Source organism: Bulleidia sp. zg-1006 (genome assembly GCF_016812035.1).
In the GTDB taxonomy this organism is placed as follows: Bacteria; Bacillota_I; Bacilli_A; order Erysipelotrichales; family Erysipelotrichaceae; genus Bulleidia.
Genome location: NZ_CP069178.1, coordinates 241,895 through 264,937 on the forward strand (window position 1 = coordinate 241,895; position 23,043 = coordinate 264,937).

Genomic DNA, 23,043 nt, shown 5'->3' on the forward strand with positions numbered 1-23,043 from the left:
TTTTCAGAGAATTGACTCTGAAAAGATCCGGTGACGATAGCGAAGTGGCCACACCTGTTCCCATCCCGAACACAGAAGTTAAGCACTTCAGCGGCAAAAATAGCCCTTTGGGTGAATCGAGCTCGTTGCCGGGTCTATTTTTTTTATCCTTTTTTTACTTTATAATAAACATATGAATTTACTGCAAAAGAAATACATGGCTATCCTTTTAAGTTCTTTAGTTGGTATTAGTGCTTGTTCATTTTTATTATTAAACATGAAATCAAGTTCATCTAAAGTTCCGGAGGTTATACATCATGGACAAGCAAAGGATCAATCAAATATTCCAACGTCTGAAAGCAATTCTTCTATACAAAAAAAGACCTATTCTTTTAATAAGTTAGGGTCTGTTAGTTTCTACTTAAGTAAAAAAAATCCTATTCCAAGGGATTATAAACCAAGTGATTTAGTGAAAGTAAATGTTCAATCCTTAAGAGAGGAACAGTTGAGAAGAGAAGCGAGTGATGCCGTACAAACATTATTTAAGGCGGCTAAACATGATGGTTATTCTTTACAACTAATTAGCGCTTATCGTTCTTATGAGTACCAGCAAAAGCTATACAAAAGCTACCTAAAAAAATCTAGTAAATCTGATTTGGATAGAATTGATAATTTACCGGGAAAATCCGAACACCAATTAGGATTAGCCATTGATTTAGGAGATGAAAGCAGAAAGTACCTATTAAAAGAAAGTTTTGCGAATACGGACTTGTTCAAATGGTTGGAAAAAAATTCGTATAAGTATGGCTATATCCTTCGGTATCCGAATGGAAAAGAAGATGTAACGGGTTATAAATTTCACCCATGGTCTTTTCGTTATGTTGGTAAAGAATTGGCTCTTGAGATTTATAAAAGTGGTTTAACTTTTGATGAATTTGTTCAGAAAAAGTAATGTTTACTGCAAGTTTTACAATTGCAAAGGCATTTAAAAAGTAGTAAATTATTAAAGGTTTAAAATTATAAAAGGAGAACAGTATGGTAAAGACGATTCGATTATTTTGTGCGGCTGGCATGTCCACAAGCTTATTAGTGAATAAGATGAAGGAAGCTGCCCAAACAGCCGGTAAGGATTATGATATCGCTGCATTTTCATTAAACGAATTCGAACAGCATGCGGCTGAAGCGGATGTTTGCTTGTTAGGACCTCAAGTTCGTTATGCTTTGGCTAAATTACAAGCTGAATACCCAAATTACAAGATTGCGGATATTCCGATGCAGATGTATGGCATGATGGATGGTAAAGGTGTTATCAGTGTCGCTGAGAAGCTAATGGGTGAGTAGTAATGGAAAGCACAGAATTAGTTGCTTTTAATATTATTGCGTCTGTTGGTACAGCTCGCTCTAGTTACATTGCGGCAATTGATGCGGCTTCGGAAAAGGATTTTGATGGAGCTGAGAAGCTGATTGCGGAAGGACAAGATGCGTTTAATCAAGGTCATGAAGCGCACGCAAAATTATTAACAGCCATGGCACAAGGAGAAACCGTAACGATGGATTTACTTCTTACCCATGCTGAGGATCAGCTGATGAGTGCAGAAGCTTTTGGGATTTTAGCTGAAAAGTTTGTGAACTTATACAAAAAATTGAAATAGATAAGAAAGGCTTCCGCCTTTTTTTCTTCTTTTTAAAAACTAGTGTTTTTGAATTAAAAATGATAAAATATAACGGATTTCCAGTTAATTTTTTAGATAACTCACAAGGGCTTATTAATAGTCCTTTGTTGTTTATGGAAGGAGGAACAAATGATTAAAACTTTAGTAAAAAGCTTACGTGAATATAAATTTCCGACCATTTTAACACCATTATTCGTTGCTGGCGAAACACTGTTAGAAGCTTTAATTCCTTATGTAATATCATTATTGGTTAATGATATTAAAGCAGGATCAGGATTACCAATTATTTTTAGCTATGCGTGGAAGTTGATAGCCTTATCCTTGATAGCACTTTTGTTTGGCTATTTAGCAGGTATCTATTCAGCCAAGGCATCGACAGGCTTTTCCAAGAATTTACGTCATGATGTGTTTGAGAACATTCAAAATTTCTCGTTTAACAATATTGATAAATTCTCAAGTGCTTCCCTAGTGACTCGATTGACCACCGATATTCAAACCGTTCAAATGGCGGTTATGATGATTATTCGTATGGCGGTTCGTGCTCCATTGAATATTATTTTCTCATTTACACTGGCTTATGTGATGGGTGGATCGATGGCTCTTATTTTCTTGTTTGTGGCACCGATTCTATTTTTCGGCTTAATTCTAATTATTAAAATTGTTATGCCGATATTTAAAAAAGCTTTCCCTAAGTATGATGATTTAAACCACTCGGTTGAAGAAAACATTCTCGGAATTCGTGTTGTTAAGTCATTTGTTCGTGAAGATGAGGAAATTAAGAAGTTCAATGTTTCTTCGGAAAACATTCGTACTTTATTTACAAAAGCGGAACGAATTTTAGCTTTGAACAACCCATTAATGTCCATTTCTATTTATATTGTTGTGATTTTTGTCATGATTGTTGGATCGGAAAGAATTATCACAACCGGTGGTCAAGCCTTGGATATTGGTCAGTTTGCGACCTTGTTGACATATAGTTTCCAAATCTTAGTTTCATTAATGATGCTATCGATGGTATTTGTGATGCTAACATTCTCAGAAGAATCAATGGAACGTGTTTCTGAGGTTTTGTTAGAAAAGAGCGATTTAGTTTCGCCTGAAAATGCGATTGAACAAGTTCAGGATGGCTCAATTGATTTTGAGCATGTTTCCTTCTCCTATTCAAAAGATGCCAATGAAAAAGTTTTAGAAGACATCAATGTACATATTAAACCGGGGGAAGTCATCGGTATTATAGGTGGAACCGGTTCTTCAAAATCTTCGTTAGTACAGCTAATTGCTCGTTTGTATGATGTGAACGAAGGTTCGGTTAAAGTCGGTGGTGTGGATGTTCGGAATTACAATCTTTTTAGTCTACGTGAAGAAGTAGCGATGGTCCTACAAAAGAATGTCTTATTCTCAGGCACGATTGCGGATAACATTCGTTGGGGAAATAAAGATGCCAGTTTAGAAGAAGTAAAAGAGGTTTGTCACTTAGCCTGTGCAGATGAATTCATTGATCAAATGCCTAAGGCTTATGATACATGGATTGAACAAGGCGGTACGAATGTTTCTGGTGGTCAGAAGCAGCGTTTATGTATTGCCAGAGCTTTATTAAAGAAACCAAAGATATTGATTTTAGATGATAGTACTTCTGCTGTAGATACAAAGACAGACGCTTTAATTCGTAAGGCGATGCGAACTTATATTCCTGAAACAACGAAGATTATCATTGCTCAAAGAACATCATCCGTAGAAGATGCAGACCGTGTGATTGTCCTTGAAGATGGTCGTATCAATGCGATTGGAACAAGTGAAGAATTGCTTAAGACAAACGAAATTTATCGTGAAGTTTATCTATCACAGAATAAACAAGGGACAGAAACCATTAGTGAGGAGGTGGCTTAATATGAGAAATAAGACAGCAAATCAAATTTTAATGGTGAAACGTGTCATTAAGATGTTGCTTGAATTCTATCCAAAATTATTACCGATTATTTTAATACTAACTATTGCGAATGCGGTATTGGCTTCATTGCCGGCTATTTTCCAACAAAATATTGTTTCTGTTTTACAACAGGCTTGGGATAATGGCCGGACTTGGGAAGCTACGAAGCCACTTGTAATGCAAGTGGTGTATGGTTTACTATTTGTGTACGCTTTAGCTTTAATAATCAACTTTACCAATCAACAACTCATGGCTATCTTTACTCAAGGAAGTTTGGATAAGATGAGAAAGAAGATATTTAATCATATGGAACATTTACCAATTCGCTTCTTCGATCAAAATCAGCGTGGGGATATTATGTCGTATTATACGAATGATATTGAAGCAATGCGACAGATGATTTCACAAAGCTTACCGCAGTTATTGGTATCTGCTATTTCATTAGTAACGATTTTAGCGATTATGCTGTATTATTCCATTCCATTAGCACTAGTCATTCTTTTAGGTGCCTTCGTGAGTGTTAGTGTAACGAGTAAGGTGGGTGGCTTGTCAGCGAAGTATTTCGTTGCTCAACAAAAAATGACAGGACAAACAGAAGGTGTCATTGAAGAAATGATTAATGGTCTAAAAGTCATTAAAGTATTCAATCATGAACAAGAGGCACAAGAAGCTTTTGACAAAGCGAATAATGAATTGTTTGAGGCTAGCCATATCGCAAACCGTTATGCAAATACATTAATGCCTATTTTGAATAATATTAACTATATTGTATATGCGCTAGTAGCGGTTATGAGTGGTATCTTTATTGAAACAAAATTCCCTAATTTTTCCATCTCAGGACTTGGCTTTTCAATTGCGGTTGCGGTTCCTTTCTTACAAATGTCTCGTCAATTTGCTGGTGCTATCCAACAAATTTCTCCCCAAATTAACGCAATGGTTATGGGTTTGGCAGGAGCACAACGAGTCTTTTCTCTATTAGATGAAGAAGTAGAGGAAGATGAAGGTAGCTATGAACTGGTGAACACTCGTGAGGAAAATGGAGTACTTGTTGAAAGCTCAGAAAAGACGAAACAATGGGCTTGGAAGGTAGAGCATAATGGCGTGACGGAATTGCTTGCTTTAAAGGGAGATGTCAAGTTTAAGAATGTGGATTTCTCCTATTCCCCTGATAAACAAATTCTTTATGATTTAAGCTTATACGCAAAGCCGGGGCAAAAAGTGGCCTTTGTTGGAGCAACGGGAGCTGGTAAAACAACCATTACTAACTTAATTAACCGTTTTTATGATATTGAAAAAGGACAAATTCTTTATGACGGCTTAGATATTAAGAAGATTAAGAAGTCTTCTTTGCGTAAGTCTTTAGGCATTGTTCTTCAGGATACGGTCTTATTTACAGCAACAGTTATGGAAAATATCCGCTATGGAAATTTAGATGCGACGGATGCGGAATGTATTCAAGCTGCTAAGTTGGCTGGTGCTCATGAATTCATCAAACATTTACCACAAGGCTATCAAACTGTCTTACATGGTGGAGCTTCTAATTTATCGCAAGGACAAACACAGTTATTGGCGATTGCTCGAGCGGCAGTCAATAATCCACCAGTTATGATTTTGGATGAAGCAACTTCATCCATTGATACACGTACAGAACAAATCGTTCAAACCGGTATGGATAACTTAATGGAAGGACGAACAGTGTTTGTGATTGCCCACCGTTTATCGACCGTTAAGAATTCCAATGTCATTATTGTTTTAGATCATGGTCATATTATTGAACGTGGTACACATCAAGAATTATTGAATCAAAAAGGTCAGTATTATCAGTTATATACAGGTGCCTTTGAACTTGAATAAGAACTCTTTAGGGAGTTTTTTTTAATAAGATTAGAACTTTAAGTTTACAATACAAAACTTTTTAGATGAATCCGAAAAGAGAAATTGGGGACTACTACCAGAGGATACTTTACGACAATACCATTTTTAGTACATTGACATTATAGGTAGGAAGACCTATAATACATTTGAATAGTTGTTCAAATGAGGTGGCAAGATGGAAATCAAGGCTTATAAAATTGATGGTTTAGATTGTGCAGAATGTGCAGCAAATTTAGAAAAGAAGATTTCGCAGCTAGACAATGTTAATAAAGCTCAAGTCAATTTTGTAAAAGGGACTTTAAAAGTGGAATATAGTGAAGAAGAGAAGCTTGTATTTCCAAAGATTCTGGAGGTCGTGTTGAAAGAAGAGGAAGAAGCTAGTGTTTATCCACTGAATGAGGAAGTTATTTCAGTTGGTATTGAAGGAATTGATGATGTAGATTGTGCGGATTATTTAGCGAAAGAAATTGTAAAGTTACCTTATGTCAGTCATGCAGAAGCCTATTTCATGCAAGAGAAAATCAATGTTCAATTGGATAAACGTTATTTAGAACAAGCGAAGCAAGAAATTAAAACAATTATTCTTAACCACGAACCAGAGGTGCATGTGACTTTTGGAAGGGGAAATGAGCAAGTGAAAAAATCATTGGATTGGATGCTTGTGCGTTTGATTGTTGGATTTTTGTTGTTTATTGGTTCGATGGTAACGAATGGATATGTGGAAATTGGTGTCTCTTTATTGGGCTATATGGTCTTAGCCTATGACATTTTATACAAAGCATTTCGCAATATCATTAAAGGAAAAGTCTTTGATGAGAATTTTTTAATGGTTGTTGCAACAGTGTCTGCTTTATTTCTACAAGAATGGCGTGAAGCAATAGCGGTTATTTTGTTCTATCAGGTGGGGGAATATTTCCAAGATAAAGCGGTGAATCATTCGCGTAAATCCATTGGTGAATTGATGGAAATTCGTCCTGAAGTGGCCATGGTTAAAAGAGCTGATGAATTTAAGATGGTTGCACCGGAAGAGGTTCAAATTGGTGATTTAGTTCGTGTATTACCTGGGGAAAGAATTCCGGTGGATGCGAAGATTGTAGAAGGTAGAAGTAGTTTAAACATGACTTCTTTAACAGGGGAAAGTGCCTGGAAGGATGTTGAGGCCGGCGATGAAGTAATGAGTGGAGCAATCAATCAGAATGGTACGTTAATGGTAATTTGCACCAATCGCTATGCGGATTCTACAGTAGCTAAGATTTTAGATTTGGTAGAAAATAATGACCAAGTTAAGTCCAAAGAAGAACGGTTTATTACAAAATTTGCGGAAGTATATACACCAGTGGTAGTCTTCTTAGCGGTATTAGTAGCAGTTGTGGTAAGTCTACAATTAAGAGATTATCAAGAGGGTATTCGTAGGGCTGGTACTTTCTTAGTTATTTCTTGTCCATGTGCTTTGGTTATTTCCATTCCCTTATCTTTTTTCTCGGGAATTGGGGGTTTATCAAAGGAAGGAATTTTAGTTAAAGGAGCGAATGTCTTTGAAAAAATCAATCGTATTCAAAGAATGGTTTTTGATAAAACAGGTACCTTAACTAAAGGGGAATTTAAGGTTGAAAAAATTATTTCTGAATGTCCGGAAGAAGTATTAAAATATGCGGCAGCCTTGGAAGTACAGTCCAATCATCCATTATCAAAAGCAATTTTAGCGAAGAATGAGCTTGATGTTGGTGCATGGGATGTAAGAAATGTCAAAGAGGTGGCCGGTAGAGGACTAGAGGGATTCGTTAATGGGGAAATAGTTCGTGTGGGTAATCAAAAGCAGTTGAGAGAAGTTGGTATTTTGACTCCGACTATTGATGAAATTGGCACAAAGGTCTTTGTTTCTAAAGGGAATGAGTATTTAGGTTGTCTTATCTTAAATGATCAATTAAAGAAGCATGCTACGAGTTTTATTCAATATTTAGATGAAAAGAAGATTGATACAAAAATTATTTCCGGTGATGAAGAAAAGATAGTCGCAAAGGTAGCGAAAGAGTTAAATATAAAGACTTATCTAGCGAATCAGCTACCAGTGGATAAGGTAGAAGCTTTGGTGCAGGAAATGAAAAAAGGCTTTACTTGTTTTGTAGGAGATGGTACGAATGATGCACCTGTTTTAAGTCGAGCTGATGTATCGATTGCGATGGGTGGTGTTGGTTCTGATGCGGCGATAGAGGTGGCTGATGTTATTTTGATGGATGATGGTATACTTAAGGTGGAAAGCCTTTTGGTACAATCGAAAAAGGTAATCCGAATTGCATTGGAAAATATTTGGTTTGCGATTGGTATTAAGGTACTTGTTTTAGTACTTGGTGCTTTAGGTTTTGCGAATATGTGGATGGCTATTTTCGCTGATACAGGGGTGGCTATTTTATGTGTTCTTAATTCTTTACGTTTACTAAAAGTTCATGATGTTCAGTAAGGAGAGTGTTTATGTCATTTTTTGTTCATCTGGCGGCTAAGGTGTTCTCCCTTTGGCTAATGGAATATTTGTTTCATTTGGTGAAATTTAGAAGCTTTGGAAAGTTAATCGTCACTGCATTTGTGCTAATGGTGTTAAATAGTGTTTTAAAACCAATTCTGCATTTTTTGGCACTACCCATTACAATCTTGACAATTGGCTTATTTGCACTTGTGATTAATGGAATTGTGGTATATGTAGCGTTTCGTCTATCAGAGGTTCAGATTAATGACTTTTCAACAGCGATTATAATTGGAATTTTATTGACAATTGTAGACGTTATCATGGCTGTTAAATAATAAAATATATATATAGCCTTTTTGAAGTGAACCCCAAAAGTCGGACAACCAATAAAGGAGGTTCACTTTTTGTTATGACAAAACTTACAAGAGAACAGAAAATAGAAATCTAGCACAAAAGAAAAGGCAAAGAAACGGTTAAATCTCTATCAAAACAATACAAAATCTTAGGACGCCACATAAACTGCCTTATCAAACTAATCGATACTTATGGAGAAAACATTTTAAGAAAAGATAAGAATAATTATTATAGCCCTGAATTAAAACTTGAAATTATTAATAAAGTTTTAATGGATAAACAATCGGCTGTGTCGACAGCTTTAGAATATGGTCTTCTATCGTATGGAATGCTTTTTAACTGGATTAAATCTTATAAGGAAAATGCTTATATTATAGTAGAGAAAAAGAAAGGTCGAAGATCAAGAAGAAAATTTTACTGGGGATTATGACAATAATCGTATTGACAGTAGTATTGATTGGAGATGGTTACTATAATTTAAAATCGAATTCAGTATACTATGCTGAAAATACAGCTCATAAGGAAGGAACAGAACCGGTACTTATGATGTTGGTAGATAAAAGAAACCATTAATCAATCTATGATAGCTATAAATTAGGTAAAACAACCTTTAAAGTCTAGGGGGTTAAAGTGGTTTCTTTAGAAGATACTGTTGAAGATGCTGAGACTTTATTAAATAATCCTAAAAATCCTATTTATTCTTATTATCAGCAATGCTATAGAAAGTGTAAAGACCTTGGCTCAAGAATTAGAAGGTGCAGGACAACCAACCTATAAAGTGAAGTTTGTAACCACATCACAAGACATAAAAGTTTCATAGTAGAAAAAGATAGGAAATTAACATAAGTTTTCTAAAAATGGTCCCGGATAGTGAGAGGAAAAATAAAGCACTATAGAAACAGAAACAACCACAGAAGTAGCCCTACAGCCCTTGCTGGAGTGAAATAAACCTACAAGATGATGGAAAAATATATATTCAAACATCAATTTGATACTGTATCAAAAAACAGAAAATTGATTTTAATAAATTATATAATATAGCCCATATAGCTAGAAGGTGTACACCTTCTATTTTTTATATTACTTAAAATTATGTGCTACCTGTCACATAGTTTTAAAGGATACAATGAGCACAAAGGAGGCAATAGTATGATAGATAGTAAACACAGAAAAGAAGAAATATTAATTAAATTACTAAACTTAGAAAAAGTATCCTATCAAACATTGTCTCAAGAATATTTTGTTTCTAAAAGCAGTATAGCGAAAGATTTTGAATATATTCGAGAGCTAATAAAACCTTATGACTTATATTTAGTCTTTAATCAAAGAGGCACATATATAGAAGCTTCTGAGACAAAGATACAAAATTTCATAAAAAACCTAATTGAAGAAAAACCCGGTTATTTTGAAGAAAAATTTATTAAAAAAGACCAATTAAATGCCATACATAATAATTTAATCTATTTTTTAGAAGAAAAAGAATTACCTATATACTTAGATACGGTACGTAAAATATCTATATCATTTGCAGTTTTATTTTCAAGAAAAAATAAAGGAAGATATATAGAAGAATTAAATAATAGTATAGATGTTGTAGAAATGTTTAACTTTCAAAATATTCCATTAATCTATGAATTAATTTATTATATAGGAAGTAAATTAGATTATAGCTTAAGTAAAGAAGATGTATACTATATCGCACTTTTCCTTCTTGGAAATAGAATGAGTGACTTTTTCACCAATATAGATGTTCCGGATGGTTTGATTAATCAAGTTAAAGATTTAATACAACAAATATCAATTGGTTTATCAAATAAAGATATGATAGACAATAAATTACTTAGAGATTTATCTGTTCATTTAATGTATATGGTACTTAGAAGAAGTATAAATATAAGTATGCACTCAACACTTATAAATGATATCAAAAATAAATATCCTGTTTTATACCAACTTACTAGTTTATGGCTGACAAATTTTTGCGATTATTATAAAACAAAATTAACGGATGCTGAAATTATGTATGTTGTAATACATATTCAAGCAGCTATAGAAAGAAACAAAAACAAAAAAAGAATATTAGTTGTCTGTCCAAGCGGCTATGGATTTGGCTCATTTATATCAGCTAAAGTAAAATCCAGTTTACCTAGCGATGTATTCGTTGAAGTAGCCTCAGAATTAAATTACAAAGAATTACTTACAGAAAAAATTGCTTATATAGTAAGTACAAGAGAACTAGACCAAAAAAAGTTACCTTCAGTAGTTATTTCTCCGCTTGTTCAAACAGAAGATATGAAAAAAATATTTGATTTATATCTAAGATTTATATATCAAGAAAAAGATTATATAAGTCCAAAAACAACGAAACAAAATTTACCGCATTATATATATCATTTAGATTTACAAAATAAAGAAGACATTATAAAAGCACTAATTCAGAAAGTTAATAATTTAGATGATTGTTCAAAACCATTGTTTATCGATTCTATATTTAATAGAGAGCACATGCAAAGTACATATTTGGGTAATGGAATTGCCCTTCCACATGGAGACCCTAAATTTATAAATCAAACAATGGTATTAATTGCTGTATTAGAAAAACCTATTTTATGGGATGGTACAAATATTGTTGATACGATCATATTACTTTTAGTAAAAAAAGGAGAATCCTATCTGTTAGAAGAATTTATGAATGAATTAGTAGAAGAAGTTAATAATAAAGCACTATTTTTAGAAAAAATGAAAAAGAGGCGGTAAGAACTATGAATTATCTTATTTCACCCCAATACGTATTAGTAAAAGATAAAACAGAATCTTGGCAAGAGGCTTTAGAACTTGCTAGTAAGCCAATATTAGACGATAAAAAAATTGTAAAACAATATATTGAAGAAATGAAAAATTCTGTAATACAAAATGGTCCTTATATGGTTTTAACAGACTATTTTGCATTAATGCATGCAAAGCCTAGTCAATATGTAAATGAGCAAGCAATGAGTTTACTCGTATTAAAGGAAGCTGTTGATTTACTTGGAAAACCAGTAAAAATTATGCTTGTACTAGCAACAAAAGATAATCATTCCCATTTAGAATCATTACAAAAAATTGTAAGTATTTTTGGTAATCAAAAATATTTTGAATGTATATTAAATGGAAATATTGAAGAAATAAAAGAAATGATGAAGGAGGTGGGAAAATGAAGATTTTGGCAGTATGTGGCTTTGGGGTAGGTAGCTCAATGGTTCTTAAAATGACAATTGATAAAGCTATTCGTGAATTAAATATAGATGCAGAAGTGGAAAATACAGATTTATCTTCGGCAAAATCGATGGACGCTGATGTTTACTTAACAAGTAGTGAACTAAAAGAAGAATTGTCAAGAAATACAACAAAGCCGGTTTATCCTATAAAAAAATATATGGATAAAGAGGAAGTAAAAGATGCTTTAAAACAGTATTTAAGTGAAAGGGGAAATGAATAATGAGTTTTTTAACAGATAATATATTAAGAAATCCACCTATCTTATTAGCACTTATAGCGCTAATCGGATTAGTTTTACAAAAGAAATCGATATCAGATAGTATTAAAGGTACATTAACGGTTGCCTTTGGGATGGTAATACTAACAGAAGGTGTCAATATCTTAGTTGGACAAATTGTACCTATAAACCAAGCCGTTCAATCACGATTAGGAGTTGTTGTTGCTGATGGATTAACAGATGTAACATTTACAGCAAATTATGGTGGAATAGTTGGCATATCAATGTTTTTAGGCTTATTAATTCACTTGTTAATCGCAAGATTTACACCTATTAAAACTATATTTCTAACAGGACACATGCTTTGGTGGTTTCCATTTATATTTGTTGCGATAAGTGTGGAATCAGGATTAAGCAATACTGCAACAATTATACTTAGTGCCTTTTTATCAGCATGTTATTGGTCATTTATGCCTTGGATTATGAGAAAATTTGTGTGGGATGTTGTTGGAGATGATTCGTTCTTAATTGGACATCCAACAGGGATTTTATCTCTTATATCAGGTGTTGCAGCTAAAATGTTTGGTGATAAGAGTAAATCAACCGAATCGATTAATATACCTAAAAATTTATCATTCTTTAGAGAAATTTCGATCACAAGTGGGCTGGTTTTATTCTTAATGTATATAATCACTGCCATAATTTCACCAGGCTTTGTTCCTAAGGGTTCTAATATTATAATGTTTGCTTTAAATGCAGGTATTAAATTTGGGGCAGGATTACTTGTTATGTTGTATGGAGTAAGATTACTTATAAATCAAATTATTCCAGCATTCCAAGGTATTGCAGAAAAACTTGTTCCAAATGCAAAACCAGCATTTGATATACCCATTTTATTTAACTATAAACCAAATGCAGTGTTAATTGGATTTTTAGTTGCGATGATTACTTCAACCATTTTAATTATTTTTGTAAATACATCTCATGTATTTGGAGTTATGCTAGTTCCATTAGTTATTACAAGCTTTTTTGAATGTGGAGGAGCTGCAGTAATTGGTGAGGGGCAAGGTGGTTTAAGAGGAGCTATAATTGGAACAGCAGTTGCCTCTTTAGCAATGGTTTTACTTGTAGGTATATCAGCCGTTATTTATAGTACAACAATACAAAACTGGATGTTAGTTTTTGGTGGAAATGATCTTTCTTTAATGGGAATTTTAGGTAAGTTAGTTTCTCAATTATTTAGAGGATTTTAATTAATGTTTTCCTATTTTGATAAAATTTACGAGTTATTAGAGATTGTTAAACACCAAGAAAAAGATAACATGATAAAAGTTGCCTCTATAATGTCTGAAAATATTATGAATAATAAATCTATATTTATTTTTGGGGCAAGTCATGCAGGTATTTTAACACAAGAATTATTTTATCGTGCAGGAGGACTTATTACTATCAATCCTATATTTGCAAAAGAAGTTATGCTTGATATTTCTCCTATTACTTCAACAAGTAAAATGGAAAGACTTGAAGGTTATGGAACTATAATAGGAGAAAATGTAGAATTTAAGAAAGGAGATTTACTAATAGTACATTCAGTATCAGGAAGAAATCCTGTAGCAATTGATTTAGCTTTATATGCAAAATCAAAAGGAGTTATTATAGCTTGTATTACTAATAAAAAATATTCTTTATCTACTCTTAGTAGACATTCATCAAAGTTAAGAATGTTAGAAATTTCAGATGTTGTGATTGATAATCATGGAGATATAGGAGATGCTAGTTGTAGTATAGATGGTTATAAACAAAAAATAGCTCCAACGTCTACTGTTGTAGGAGCAAGTATTTTAAATGAAATAGTTGTACAAGTTTGTAATAATTTATCAGAAAAAAATGTATCACCATTACCAATTTTCTATTCAGCGAATTTAGATGGTGGAGATAAATTGAATGAGGAATTATTTAAAAAATATAAAAGCACAATTCATTATAAATTATAAGTTTAAACAAATAAAAGTGGTTTAATCGGTAATGTACACAAACGTAGGGTTTACCCGAAAATAGAAGAGAATGAAGGTTAAAAATCATTCTTTTTTGTATATTATTTTAACGCCCAAGAAATTGGGTTCACTCCATATAGTGCTTGCCGGGATTTATTCAAGGATAATAGAAATGTGTCTATCTCCTGGAATTATAAGAGCAGATAGATGCAATAAAGCTACAGATACATGTAGTTTATAATGACCATGTATTGATAATGCACGAAACAATAGCATAATATATTTAAGAACGGAGGTAGATATTATGGCAACAACAAATTTGAATATCAGAATAGATAAAGAAGTTAAAGACCAAGCAGAAGTAATATTTTCTGAATTGGGGCTTAATATGACAACTGCTATCAATATATTTTTAAGAGCAACCATTAGAGAAAATGGCATTCCTTTTAATTTGAAACTAGAGATACCAAATACTACTATTAAGGCAATAGAAGAAGGAAGAAATATTGCAAGAGATAGCAGTGTGAAGGGCTATTCTAATATAGATGATTTAAGGGAAGCATTGGAAGCATGAAATACGAAATAAAGTTTACAACACAGTTTAAGAAAGACCTTAAACTTGCAAAAAAAACAAAATAAAAATTTAGAAAAGCTGTTTGAGGTCGTAGGTTTATTAGCAGAAGGTAAAAAACTTGATATGAAGTATAGAGATCATGACCTTTCAGGAACTTATAAGGGGACAAGAGAGTGCCATATAGAACCTGCCCGGCTTTTAGTATTATGAAAAACCACCAGTTATGTACCGACCCCCAAAAGTTAGACCAAAAATCTAATGATTGGAGGTCGGTACATTATGCTGGTGGTTTTTCACTACTTAAAGACTTCGGTTAAATATGATTTTTCTAAATTTCTAACTGAACGCTTCTTTTAGCACTTTTTTTCACTTCAAATAGATATAACCACGTAGAGATTGTGTACCCGTTCCATAACGAGATACCCAGCGCTCATTATAGTGACCATTGAAGTTACCTTCTACGATATGGACACGATCACCGGAAACCTCTGTCACATAAGCAACGTGGTGAGAATAAACAACAATAGAACCGGCTCTTGGAGCAGAACCTGTAGCGTAACCAGTCCTTCTAGCATTAGAAATCCAAGCTCCAGCATTTCCCCAGTTCGGTAAATTAACCGAAGAACGATCGTGAGCAGCCTGCCATGCCCCGAAGGTACAATTGGACCAACCGCCACCATAAGGATTATTTCCTCCACCTCTTATTGCGTTAGGACTAGAACTTTCAGCATCAGAGTCATCAGAAGAATCTTGAGAAGCTTGTTTCATTTCTTCCTCTTTCTTCCTTTTTTTCTCTAATTCTTTCTTTTTCTTTTCCTTTTCTTTCTTCTTTTCTTCCAGTTTTTTCTTATCTCTTTCGACAGCATCTTTGACTTCTGTCGGCGTACGAACAATCACTTCCAAGGTAGTGGAAGTGGAGTTACCATCAACATCAACCGCCATATAAGTTACCTTATAACGACCATCCTTATTCATATCTACCTTTCCTGAGTACTTAAGAACCGGTAATACACCGGATTCATCATTTACATAGGAAACATAGTTAGCAGGATTCCATTTATCACCATTATTCACAACAACTCTATTACTCTTTAAGCGTAAGATTGGTGCGCCACTCTGTTCAACTTTTACCATAACGTTTTGAACTAATGAATAACCAACGGAGTCATTCGAAATGTTCTTATTACGATAAACAAGATTGATTTTAGCAGTCACAGATTGAATACCAGAAACAGTCCGATCAAAATCAGAAATTTCAGCAGTGCTCTTCGTGAAATCAACATTATTAATATCAATATTCTTATCGTATTGAGCACAATTTTGTATAACAAGGTTCTTAATGGTTTCTTTTGGATTGGAGTCTTCCATGCTAACTTCAATTAAAGGTAAATCAGCAATGGTGGTACTTGTATCATTGCCCGCCGCCCTTACAATAGAGGGAGCACTATTAGCTACTGCGAATACACAAGCTGTAGCTAAACTGACCATAAATGAGCCAATTCTTTTCAGTTTTTTATTCAGCATAAGTACATTCTATAGTAAGTTACCCTTCTTTAGCAAGTTTTGACGTTTTTTCACATAATCTTCACAAGATTATACGAATTAAATTCTTCACTCATTTTTAGCATTCTCTATAATATTGAGGTTAGCTTTGGTATAATGAACACATGCGAATTATTATACAAAGAGTGAAAGAAGCCAGTGTTGAAATTAATCAAAAAATCGTTGGTCAAATCGAACATGGATATATGATTTTAGTGGGTATTCACGATGCTGACACAAAGGCTATTGTGGAGCACATGGCAAAAAAAGTAAGCCTTTTACGAATTTTCGATGATGAAAATGGAAAAATGAATCGGTCTATCTTAGATAAACAAGGTTCTATTCTTTCGATTAGTCAATTTACTTTATTTGCGGACACAAGAAAAGGCAATCGCCCAGGATTTACAGAAGCAGGAAAGCCTGAACATTCCAAGGAATTATATCTGTATTTCAATGAAACTCTAAGAAATTTGGGGATTGTTGTGGAAGAAGGGGAGTTTGGTGCTGATATGCAAGTTTGCTTACAAAATGATGGACCAATTACGATATACATGGATAGTCAGGAGATGTCATGGGGAAAATGATTTATGGTAATGAAATTGCGGTACAAATTCGCCAACAATTATCTGAACAAATCCGCCAAAGTTCTAAACCTGTTACTTTAGCAGTTGTTTTAGTGGGAGACGATCCGGCTTCTGCTTCTTATGTAAAGGGGAAAGAAAAAGCCTGCGCGCAAGTGGGAATAAAAACTAAGACCTACGTTTATCCACAAGATAGTTGTCAAGAAGAAATCCTATCCCTTGTGAAACAACTTAATAAAGATGAAACGGTAGACGGTATTTTAGTTCAATTACCACTTCCAAAACAAATTAACCAAGATGTTGTGGTACAAAGCATTGCTTCGGAAAAGGATGTGGATGGTTTAACTGGAACTAGTGTTGGTAAACTATATCGCAATGAAGAAACGTTTGTGCCATGCACGCCATTAGGTATTATGGCTATCTTGAAATCCTTGCCAATTGAATTAGAAGGCAAACACGCCGTTGTGGTGGGTAGAAGTCATTTGGTTGGAGCTCCGGTGTCTCATTTATTGGTGGATGCGAATTCGACAGTAACGATATGCCACTCAAAAACCAAAGATGTGTCTTATTTTACGAAACAAGCAGATATTCTTATCGTAGCGGTAGGCAAAGCAAAGTTTATTAAAAAAGAGGATGTTAAAGAAGAAGCGATTGTGATTGATGTTGGTGTTAATCGTATGGCAGATGGAAAACTTTGTGGAGATGTGGACACGGAAGATGTTTTAGATAAGGTGTCCTACATTACCCCAGTACCAAAAGGAGTAGGACCAATGACAATTACAATGTTACTGTGGAATACCTATTATGCACACCAAAGGAGATACCATGATTGATATTCATATTGGCGATATTGTGGAGATGAAGAAGGAACACCCTTGTCATAAATCAAAGCTTTGGACAATCACAAGAGTGGGAGCAGATATTAAAATCCAATGTCAAGGTTGTCAAAAGACCATTATGATGCCTAGATTTGAATTTGAAAAAAAACTAAAAAAGATTGTTGAAAGAGCAGAGGAATAAACGATGTCATTAACAGCTGGAATTGTTGGTTTGCCAAATGTTGGTAAATCTACTTTATTTAATGCGATTACGAATAGCCAAGTTTTAGCGGAGAATTATCCCTTCGCTACCATCCAACCAAATGTTGGTGTGGTGGAAGTGCCGGATTATCGCATGGAGGAATTTGTCAAGATTTTTAATCCTAAAAAAACCATTTATACCACCTTTGAATTTACCGATATTGCCGGACTTGTGAAAGGGGCTTCAAAAGGGGAAGGATTAGGTAATCAATTTTTAGCCAACATTCGTCAAACGGATGCGATTATTCATGTTGTGCGTTGCTTTGATGATAACAATATTGAACATGTGGAAGGAAGCGTTAATCCTATTCGTGATATTGAAGAAATTAGTTTGGAATTGTGCTTGGCGGATTTAGATACGGTTGAAAATCGTTATGGTAAAATCGCAAGGAAAGCCACTTCTTCCAAAGATGCGGAAGCGATGAAAGAAGTGAAGGTCTTAGAAAAATTAAAGCCAGCCTTAGAAGCCGGTACACCAATTCGTTTATTGGATTTAAGCGAAGAAGAAAAAGATTTTATTCGTAACTATGGTTTATTAAGTTTTAAACCGGTTATCTATGTAGCGAATATGTCAGATGAAGAAATCAGTCATCCAACCAAGAATTCATATTATCAAGCTGTAGAAGCCTTTGCCAAAAAGGAGAATAGCCAATGTATTGCGATTTGTGCCAAGATGGAAGAAGAACTATCTTCTTTAGAGAAAGAAGAAAAGAAAGCTTTCTTAGAGGATTTAGGTATTCAACAATCCGGTTTAGATCAAATTATTAAGGCGACATATCATTTATTAGGTTTAAGAACTTTCTTTACAGTTGGTGAACCGGAGTGTCGAGCATGGACGTTCCATGAAGGTATGAAGGCACCGCAATGCGCAGGGGTTATTCATACTGATTTTGAACGAGGATTTATTCGGGCTGAGGTTTATTCGTACGAAGATTTAAGGGAATACCGAACAGAGCAGTCTATTAAAGAACATGGGAAGATGCGTTTAGAAGGTAAGGAATATGTCATGAAAGATGGCGATGTCGTCTTCTTCCGTTTTAATGTTTAATCTTAAAAAATTGTGAAGAATAGAACGTGCTTATGGTATGATAAAAATGATAAAAGGAGGAGAATCCTATGAAACTTGTATTAGCGATTGTCTCTAACGACGATGCGACAGCGGTGTCGGCCGCCTTGATGGAAAATAATTTCTATATGACGAAATTAGCGACCACAGGAGGATTTTTAAGAGCGGGGAATACGACCTTCATTGTGGGGACAGAAGATGACTTGGTGGAAAAATGTATTGAAATTATTGGTACGGAAGCCAAGAAGAGAACAGAGATTGTGCCATCCACTGCATCGTATGATTTAAGTCATTACGCTTCCTTCCCAGTTGAAGTTCAAGTGGGTGGAGCAACTGTCTTTGTCTTAGACGTGGATCAATTTAAGAAGTTATAAGCCTAAGAGGGTAATTTTGAAGAGAAGAGAATTCTTAGATAAGTTATCTTTTTATTTGTTAATGGATGGTTAGGATAGATAGGGATTTGTAGAAAGGAAAAGAATAGTTATTATGTATGAAACGGTTCATCATCAAAATGATTTGCATGAAGGAATAGGAACCTAGCTTAAAAACAACCATTTGCAAGGTAAAGAGATTGGAGTTATCTATACCTATGATTGCGACACTGCACCCAATCAATAGGATATAGGAAAAAATAGGTAGAAACATGGATGTTGTTGTATTTTTACAAACATAAAGATTTTTTTGAGTTATCAATAAACATCCTCTAGTTTGATTAGAGGATGTTTATTTTGACTTGAACTTTTTTTGGGCATATTCCCATAAGATAGGATGGGCATTCTTTAATTTTTCTTGCATACAAAGGTTTAATAATTCTTGTAATAAATGTTTAATTTCAATGCCCTTGTATCCTAATGCTTGAGCATCGTGACCGGTAAATTGCAACTGGGATAAAGAGGTTGGAATGGGTTTTTCTTTGAGCTTTTGAAACCATGATGAAAGTTGTGCGCCATCCAAGGAAGCATCTAAAGCAGTTCTATATAAAAGGTAATCTTCTATATTCTCAAAATAAGAAAGAATACGATAACCATCATAATCTTCTTGTAAGGGAAGAGATTGGTATTGAAGAATGTTTTCGATTTGATGTATTTCTTGATTACTGAAAGTAAAGTCTTTTAAAACAGAATGGTAGTTTGGTACTGTAGAAAACAAGATAGCTAAACGACTGATTTGCGACAAAGGTTCTTTTTGAATAGCTTTAAAAACCACTTCTTTTTGAATGTTCGCTAAAGCAGGAATAGCAGCCACGAAAATAGTAAAGTATTGTTTAAGAAATTGACCGCTCCTTGTATAAGTGAATAATTGTGTTAGTTCTGCATGAATTCTTTCCTTGGAAATAAAAGCTAATAAGTTTTTCTTTGCAAACATAGCTTTCGCTGTTTCTTCTTCAATCGTAAAGTTCAATCTTGCCGCAAAACGCAGTGCTCTTAAAATACGCAAAGCATCTTCTTCGAAACGATCTTGAGCATTACCAATACAACGAACACACCCTTCTTTTAAATCCTTTTGCCCATGGAAAAAATCCACTAATCCATTTTTCTTACTGTAACAAAGTGCATTGATTGTAAAATCACGACGAGCACAATCTTCTTGTAAGGAAGAAGAAAATTGTACTTGTTTAGGATGACGGTGATCACGATATTCCCCATCTACTCGATAGGTAGTAATTTCAATTGGATGACCTTTGCTTAAAACTGTTAAAGTGCCATGTTGAATACCGGTTGGGATGGTTGGATACTGTTTGAAAATACGAACCATTTCTTCTGGTGTCGCATTGGTGGTTAAATCATAATCCTTGATAGGATAAGCCAAAAGATGATTGCGGATAGCACCACCAACCAAATAAGCTTCATAGCCATGGCTTTCCAATTCTTGCATTAATTCTTGTACATACTTAGGTAAGTCTAGTTCCATACTCTTATTATAGAGAAAAAGCTAGTATAATAAAGAAAAAGGAGCTTTTATGAGAATAGGACAATCCACGGATATACATCCCTTTGTGAAGGGACGTGATTTAATCTTAGGTGCTGTAAAAATTGACTATGAACAAGGCTTACAAGGACACAGTGATGCGGATGCGCTATTACACGCTATTGCGGAAGCAATATTAGGAGCCTTAGGTCTAGGGGATTTGGGAACTTGGTTTTCTGATCAAGATCCAGCGTATAAAGGAATAGCATCTTCTGTTTTATTAAAAGATGTTATCCGGAAGATGAAACAACAGCGTTATCACATTGGCAATATTGATAGCTTAATATTGATTGAACGACCAAAGATGAATCCTTATATTGCTAAGATGAAAGAAAATATTGCATTACTTTGTGAATGTGATGAAAATAAAGTGAATGTCAAGGCAACAAGAGGTGAAAGACTTGGTTTTATTGGTCGCCAAGAAGGGGCTATGGCACAAGCGGTTGTTTTATTGGAGGAAGATAAATAATGTTTCATAAAACAAATGAAGTAAAAGTATTAAGAGATCCTATTCATGGTTATATTCATGTTGAATATCAAGTGGTTTGGGATGTTATCAATAATCGTTGGTTTCAACGTTTGCGTCGTATTCGTCAATTGGGTGGTGCTTCGGTTGTCTATCATACGGCTGAGCATACACGCTTTTCTCATTCGTTAGGGGTGTATGAATTAGTACGTCGTATGGTGACAGAAATTCCGGATTTAGAAAAATCTCTGAATCAAAGGGAAAAGATGATTGCGATGTTGGCAGGCTTATTGCATGATATTGGCCATGGTCCCTATTCCCATGCCTTGGAAGCTATTACCAATGAAAATCATGAAGTCTTTACTTGTCGCATCATTGAAGAAAATACAGAAATCACGGAAATCTTAAATCGTGCTTCGAAAGGTTTAGCTAAAGAAGTAGCGGATGTCATTCGTCACGAAAGTCAAAATCCTTTATTAAGCCAATTAATTTCTTCTCAATTGGATGCGGATCGAATGGATTATTTATTAAGAGATGCATATTTTACGGGAACGAAATATGGTGAATTTGATTTGGAAAGAATATTGCGTGTGATTCGGGTGCATGATGATCGTCAATTGGTGGTGAAGGAATCGGGCGTGTATGCGGTGGAAAACTATATTATGGCTCGTTACCACATGTATTGGCAGGTGTATTACCATCCCGTTGCACGTGCTTTTGAAAGTATTCTTCATTCCTTGTTTCGTCGTTTGAAGGATATTCCATTACAAGGGGAAAGAATAGAAATCATAGAGCCCATTTTACAAGGGGAAAAATTAGAACTAGAAGAATACTTTCGCTTGGATGAATATGCTTTTAGTTATGCTTTTGGTCAATGGGTGAGCCATCCTGATTCAATTATTGCGGATTTATGTGGTCGATTACGAGATCGTGACTTGTTTGATTATGTGGATTACAGTACTGAAAATCAAAAGAAAATTGCTCATATACTACAAAGAAAAGGATTGGATGAAAAATATTATTTAACCAAGGATTTGGTCAACCAAAAACCATATCAGCCGTACGTTAAGAATGAACAAGGTGCGATTTGGGTACGCTTGAAAAATGGTGTCACCAAAGAATTAGAATCCGCCTCGGTGATTGTAGGTAGCTTAACACGTGGCAAAGATAACGATGATAATAAGATTTTCTTTCCTAAAGAGGTGAGACTTGAAAGCGACGATTAAATTATGCACAAAAGAAAACCTGATCAGCGATGGCATTGGATTTTATTCAGAAGGAAAATTGCGTTATTTTGAACTGGATAAAAAAACCAAACAAGAAGTTAATTTTAAGGATGATACAATAGAAATTATTCGTAAAGCAGAAGTGGAAACGCATTTAATCTTACGTCGTTCCGGTGATAGTTCTTGTGAAGTTAATTCGGAATATGGTGTGATGAAAATACCGGTTCGTTTGCTTAGATACGAGAAAAAAAATGGAGAGATTTATCTTAGTTATGAAATGAATGAAAATGAAATTCATCATTTTCATTGGAAAGTTGAACCCTTGGTGTAAGTTTCGTTTAAAAATAGTTGTGGAATGATTGACAATCTTGAATTCTTACCTTATATTCATTAGGAAATTCACTGCGTAATGATTTATTAAAGGAGAATTTATATGAGTGTCAATAAAACTATGACAGATGTGGCTTATGATTTTTTAAGTCGACACAAAAAACAGGTTGAATTTTTAAAGCTTTGGGATGAGGTGAACAAGAAATTCGATATTCCTGAAGATAAAAAGAGAAGAAAGAAAAGTCAATTTTATTCAGAGTTATTGTTGGATACACGCTTCGCTTCTTTTGAGAACAATCGCTGGGATTTAAGAAATCGTCATCGCTTTGATGAAACTCATGTGGACACGCAAGACATTGTGTTTGATGATGAAGACGATGAATTGGATGTAATTGGTTTGGATTTACCAAAAGGAGATGATGCCTTCGACAATTAGTGGAGGCATTTTCTTTTTACTTTTAAAAAAGGAAAAA

General features: G+C 34.4%; 26 protein-coding genes and 1 rRNA gene. 25 read left to right on the plus strand and 2 right to left on the minus strand.

Annotation, left to right across the window (positions count from 1 at the left end; all coding sequences use genetic code 11):
- The first annotated feature begins 26 nt into the window (after window positions 1-26).
- The 16 genes from rrf to JOS54_RS01305 all read left to right on the plus strand — a co-directional run bounded on the left by rrf (window position 27) and on the right by JOS54_RS01305 (window position 14,522).
- Window positions 27-134: ribosomal RNA gene (gene rrf, locus JOS54_RS01225) — 5S ribosomal RNA — on the plus strand.
- A 38-nt stretch (window positions 135-172) separates the two neighbouring features.
- Window positions 173-931: a M15 family metallopeptidase gene (locus tag JOS54_RS01230; protein WP_203245265.1), complete on the plus strand. Its 759-nt coding sequence runs from the start codon at window positions 173-175 to the stop codon at window positions 929-931.
- Between the two features lie 83 nt (window positions 932-1,014).
- Entirely contained in the window at window positions 1,015-1,320 is a 306-nt protein-coding gene (locus tag JOS54_RS01235) for a PTS sugar transporter subunit IIB (RefSeq protein WP_203245266.1), read from the plus strand.
- Window positions 1,321-1,322: 2 nt separating this feature from the next.
- Complete coding sequence (locus JOS54_RS01240) at window positions 1,323-1,631, plus strand: PTS lactose/cellobiose transporter subunit IIA (RefSeq protein ID WP_203245267.1); 309 nt, start codon at window positions 1,323-1,325, stop codon at window positions 1,629-1,631.
- A 150-nt stretch (window positions 1,632-1,781) separates the two neighbouring features.
- Window positions 1,782-3,539 (plus strand): ABC transporter ATP-binding protein, encoded by a 1,758-nt coding sequence (locus tag JOS54_RS01245; protein ID WP_203245268.1) that lies wholly within the window; start codon window positions 1,782-1,784, stop codon window positions 3,537-3,539.
- A 1-nt stretch (window position 3,540) separates the two neighbouring features.
- Window positions 3,541-5,433 carry an ABC transporter ATP-binding protein gene (locus JOS54_RS01250; protein WP_203245269.1) on the plus strand — a complete coding sequence of 631 codons (1,893 nt, stop codon included), beginning with the start codon at window positions 3,541-3,543 and terminating at the stop codon, window positions 5,431-5,433.
- A 196-nt stretch (window positions 5,434-5,629) separates the two neighbouring features.
- On the plus strand, window positions 5,630-7,912 hold the full coding sequence (locus JOS54_RS01255) for a heavy metal translocating P-type ATPase (protein ID WP_203245270.1): 2,283 nt from the start codon (window positions 5,630-5,632) through the stop codon (window positions 7,910-7,912).
- An 11-nt stretch (window positions 7,913-7,923) separates the two neighbouring features.
- The gene (locus tag JOS54_RS01260; RefSeq protein WP_203245271.1) at window positions 7,924-8,250 is read left to right on the plus strand and encodes a phage holin family protein; all 327 of its coding nucleotides are present in this window, start codon (window positions 7,924-7,926) and stop codon (window positions 8,248-8,250) included.
- A gap of 445 nt (window positions 8,251-8,695) precedes the next feature.
- Window positions 8,696-8,842: a hypothetical protein gene (locus tag JOS54_RS01270; protein ID WP_203245272.1), complete on the plus strand. Its 147-nt coding sequence runs from the start codon at window positions 8,696-8,698 to the stop codon at window positions 8,840-8,842.
- 576 nt (window positions 8,843-9,418) lie between these two features.
- Complete coding sequence (locus JOS54_RS01275) at window positions 9,419-11,026, plus strand: transcription antiterminator (RefSeq protein ID WP_203245273.1); 1,608 nt, start codon at window positions 9,419-9,421, stop codon at window positions 11,024-11,026.
- A 5-nt stretch (window positions 11,027-11,031) separates the two neighbouring features.
- Window positions 11,032-11,466 carry a PTS sugar transporter subunit IIA gene (locus tag JOS54_RS01280; RefSeq protein WP_203245274.1) on the plus strand — a complete coding sequence of 145 codons (435 nt, stop codon included), beginning with the start codon at window positions 11,032-11,034 and terminating at the stop codon, window positions 11,464-11,466.
- Window positions 11,463-11,747, plus strand: a complete 285-nt coding sequence (locus JOS54_RS01285; RefSeq protein ID WP_203245275.1) for a PTS sugar transporter subunit IIB — start codon at window positions 11,463-11,465, stop codon at window positions 11,745-11,747. Before JOS54_RS01280 ends, JOS54_RS01285 begins: the two co-directional genes overlap by 4 nt.
- Complete coding sequence (locus tag JOS54_RS01290) at window positions 11,747-12,997, plus strand: PTS ascorbate transporter subunit IIC (protein WP_203245276.1); 1,251 nt, start codon at window positions 11,747-11,749, stop codon at window positions 12,995-12,997. Before JOS54_RS01285 ends, JOS54_RS01290 begins: the two co-directional genes overlap by 1 nt.
- Window positions 12,998-13,000: 3 nt before the next feature.
- Window positions 13,001-13,738, plus strand: a complete 738-nt coding sequence (locus tag JOS54_RS01295) for an SIS domain-containing protein (protein WP_203245277.1) — start codon at window positions 13,001-13,003, stop codon at window positions 13,736-13,738.
- Between the two features lie 304 nt (window positions 13,739-14,042).
- On the plus strand, window positions 14,043-14,312 hold the full coding sequence (locus JOS54_RS01300; RefSeq protein ID WP_203245278.1) for a type II toxin-antitoxin system RelB/DinJ family antitoxin: 270 nt from the start codon (window positions 14,043-14,045) through the stop codon (window positions 14,310-14,312).
- A 45-nt stretch (window positions 14,313-14,357) separates the two neighbouring features.
- The gene (locus JOS54_RS01305; protein ID WP_238928360.1) at window positions 14,358-14,522 is read left to right on the plus strand and encodes a type II toxin-antitoxin system mRNA interferase toxin, RelE/StbE family; all 165 of its coding nucleotides are present in this window, start codon (window positions 14,358-14,360) and stop codon (window positions 14,520-14,522) included.
- A gap of 156 nt (window positions 14,523-14,678) precedes the next feature.
- Here JOS54_RS01305 and JOS54_RS01310 read toward each other — a convergent pair whose 3' ends face one another.
- Window positions 14,679-15,836 carry a CHAP domain-containing protein gene (locus JOS54_RS01310; protein ID WP_203245279.1) on the minus strand — a complete coding sequence of 386 codons (1,158 nt, stop codon included), beginning with the start codon at window positions 15,834-15,836 and terminating at the stop codon, window positions 14,679-14,681.
- A gap of 143 nt (window positions 15,837-15,979) precedes the next feature.
- On the opposite strand from JOS54_RS01310, the gene dtd reads away from it, so the two are divergent.
- From dtd to JOS54_RS01335, 5 genes are all read left to right on the plus strand, one after another.
- A complete protein-coding gene (gene dtd, locus JOS54_RS01315; RefSeq protein ID WP_203245280.1) occupies window positions 15,980-16,438 on the plus strand; it encodes a D-aminoacyl-tRNA deacylase in 459 nt (152 codons plus the stop codon).
- Window positions 16,426-17,268, plus strand: coding sequence for a bifunctional methylenetetrahydrofolate dehydrogenase/methenyltetrahydrofolate cyclohydrolase FolD (gene folD, locus JOS54_RS01320; protein WP_203245281.1), 843 nt, complete (start codon window positions 16,426-16,428; stop codon window positions 17,266-17,268). Before dtd ends, folD begins: the two co-directional genes overlap by 13 nt.
- Window positions 17,261-17,455, plus strand: a complete 195-nt coding sequence (locus tag JOS54_RS01325) for a DUF951 domain-containing protein (protein WP_203245282.1) — start codon at window positions 17,261-17,263, stop codon at window positions 17,453-17,455. Before folD ends, JOS54_RS01325 begins: the two co-directional genes overlap by 8 nt.
- Before the next feature lie 3 nt (window positions 17,456-17,458).
- A complete protein-coding gene (ychF, locus tag JOS54_RS01330; protein WP_203245283.1) occupies window positions 17,459-18,562 on the plus strand; it encodes a redox-regulated ATPase YchF in 1,104 nt (367 codons plus the stop codon).
- Between the two features lie 68 nt (window positions 18,563-18,630).
- The gene (locus tag JOS54_RS01335) at window positions 18,631-18,954 is read left to right on the plus strand and encodes a cyclic-di-AMP receptor (RefSeq protein WP_203245284.1); all 324 of its coding nucleotides are present in this window, start codon (window positions 18,631-18,633) and stop codon (window positions 18,952-18,954) included.
- A 349-nt stretch (window positions 18,955-19,303) separates the two neighbouring features.
- On the opposite strand, the gene JOS54_RS01340 is transcribed toward JOS54_RS01335, so the two are convergent.
- Entirely contained in the window at window positions 19,304-20,491 is a 1,188-nt protein-coding gene (locus tag JOS54_RS01340) for a CCA tRNA nucleotidyltransferase (protein ID WP_203245285.1), read from the minus strand.
- A 49-nt stretch (window positions 20,492-20,540) separates the two neighbouring features.
- Between JOS54_RS01340 and ispF the strand changes: the two genes are divergently transcribed.
- The 4 genes from ispF (at window position 20,541) to rpoE (ending at window position 23,006) form a co-directional block, all read left to right on the plus strand.
- Window positions 20,541-21,017 (plus strand): 2-C-methyl-D-erythritol 2,4-cyclodiphosphate synthase, encoded by a 477-nt coding sequence (gene ispF, locus JOS54_RS01345; RefSeq protein ID WP_203245286.1) that lies wholly within the window; start codon window positions 20,541-20,543, stop codon window positions 21,015-21,017.
- Entirely contained in the window at window positions 21,017-22,240 is a 1,224-nt protein-coding gene (locus JOS54_RS01350; protein WP_203245287.1) for an HD domain-containing protein, read from the plus strand. Before ispF ends, JOS54_RS01350 begins: the two co-directional genes overlap by 1 nt.
- A complete protein-coding gene (locus JOS54_RS01355; protein ID WP_203245288.1) occupies window positions 22,224-22,571 on the plus strand; it encodes a DUF1934 family protein in 348 nt (115 codons plus the stop codon). Before JOS54_RS01350 ends, JOS54_RS01355 begins: the two co-directional genes overlap by 17 nt.
- A 102-nt stretch (window positions 22,572-22,673) precedes the next feature.
- Window positions 22,674-23,006 carry a DNA-directed RNA polymerase subunit delta gene (rpoE, locus tag JOS54_RS01360; RefSeq protein WP_203245289.1) on the plus strand — a complete coding sequence of 111 codons (333 nt, stop codon included), beginning with the start codon at window positions 22,674-22,676 and terminating at the stop codon, window positions 23,004-23,006.
- The last annotated feature ends 37 nt before the right edge of the window (window positions 23,007-23,043 follow it).